The sequence below is a fragment of the Mesonia mobilis DSM 19841 genome, from assembly GCF_000423405.1.
In the GTDB taxonomy this organism is placed as follows: Bacteria; Bacteroidota; Bacteroidia; order Flavobacteriales; family Flavobacteriaceae; genus Mesonia; species Mesonia mobilis.
In genome coordinates this window covers 1-1,227 of record NZ_AUHX01000054.1, presented here as the reverse complement: position 1 = coordinate 1,227, position 1,227 = coordinate 1, and the positions used below count along the sequence as shown (strand labels likewise).

General features: G+C 28.8%; 1 protein-coding gene. It reads left to right on the top strand.

All coding sequences use genetic code 11. The annotated features are described in order from the left end of the window. Positions 1–423: 423 nt before the first annotated feature. Complete coding sequence (locus G551_RS0112385; protein ID WP_156876799.1) at positions 424–1,005, top strand: hypothetical protein; 582 nt, start codon at positions 424–426, stop codon at positions 1,003–1,005. Positions 1,006–1,227: the final 222 nt, after the last annotated feature.

Here is a 1,227-nt window from a genome sequence, read left to right as displayed (position 1 = left end):
GATTAAATTGACTAAAAATCATTGCGCAAAGAAATTAAAAGTTAAATGATAATATTTAGAACTCGACGGACTTTAACTTACTCAGTTGGATAAATCGTTACGGATAAAAATTGCTCAGCGCTACTCTATTTTTCAAATATTTACGGAGATAAAAAAGTAAATTAAAAATCGTTTTCAAAATAATATTGAAATTGGCTGAATAAAAAAGCTCAAAATCGATAAAGTGAAAACGAAAATCTGAACGCAAAAGCACTTTAGGCAACAACGTATACCAGCAATTGCGGCTTTGTGTCCTGCGGACACAACCGCACAAGCATAAAAGTCAGGGATTTTTTCTATCTTAGTTGTCTAATTCCCGCAACTGACGGGTATACAAAACCGTTAGCAGCAAATTAAAAAAACCACGATTATAAATAATAAATTATGAAAATAATTGTACATATAGCTTTGTTCTTTATTACTTCTATGTCTTGTTTTGCGCAGAAAAATATATCAATCGATTTTAATATTGAAAATAAAGAAAGTTTAAATACATATCTTACTGAAAAAGAAGTGAATTTTGAAAAAGATGATTTATACTCTATTAAAGATTTTAATAGTTTCGCCTATTTGAACAATAACGACAAACTTCAAGTACCTGAAATTTTATTCTTCAATTCAAACGGATATTTAGTTAAAAATAGATTTAATGACAATGAATGCTCGCAGGTTATTAATGAAATTGAAAAAATCAATTCATTAAAATTCAATAAAAAAGTCACAATTAACGATTGGTTAAAACATATTTCACCTTTAAACCAAGACATAACTGAAAATGGGAGTGTTTTTATTATAATAAATTGGGCGAAATTTGTTGATAAATTTAATGAACAATCTTTCGAATGGTATAAAGAGTTAAAGAATCAAAATTCAAATTTAAAAGTCAACTGTATTTTATTGAATTTAGATATACAAGAAAACTGGAATTTAACTGAACAGCAGAAAAAAACATTAAATATAGAATAAAATCTGCTGCTAACAACGTGTATAGCTCATTGCGGCTGAATTTCCTCGCGGAAATTCAATCTTATTCGCTATCTTTGGTCAACGGCGGAAAATTCTCGCGAATTTCCCGCAACGAGCCATACACAAAACCGTTGGCAGTAATGTAAAAAACGAACAAAATCGAAATTTAAAGACCATTGAAAGATTGAAAAACAAATGAATTACATTGTTGAGAATGAAAAA

Excerpts from the sequence above, each read along its gene's own strand:
- G551_RS0112385 (WP_156876799.1), top strand. The coding sequence starts at position 424 with ATGAAAATAATTGTACATATAGCTTTGTTCTTTATTACTTCTATGTCT.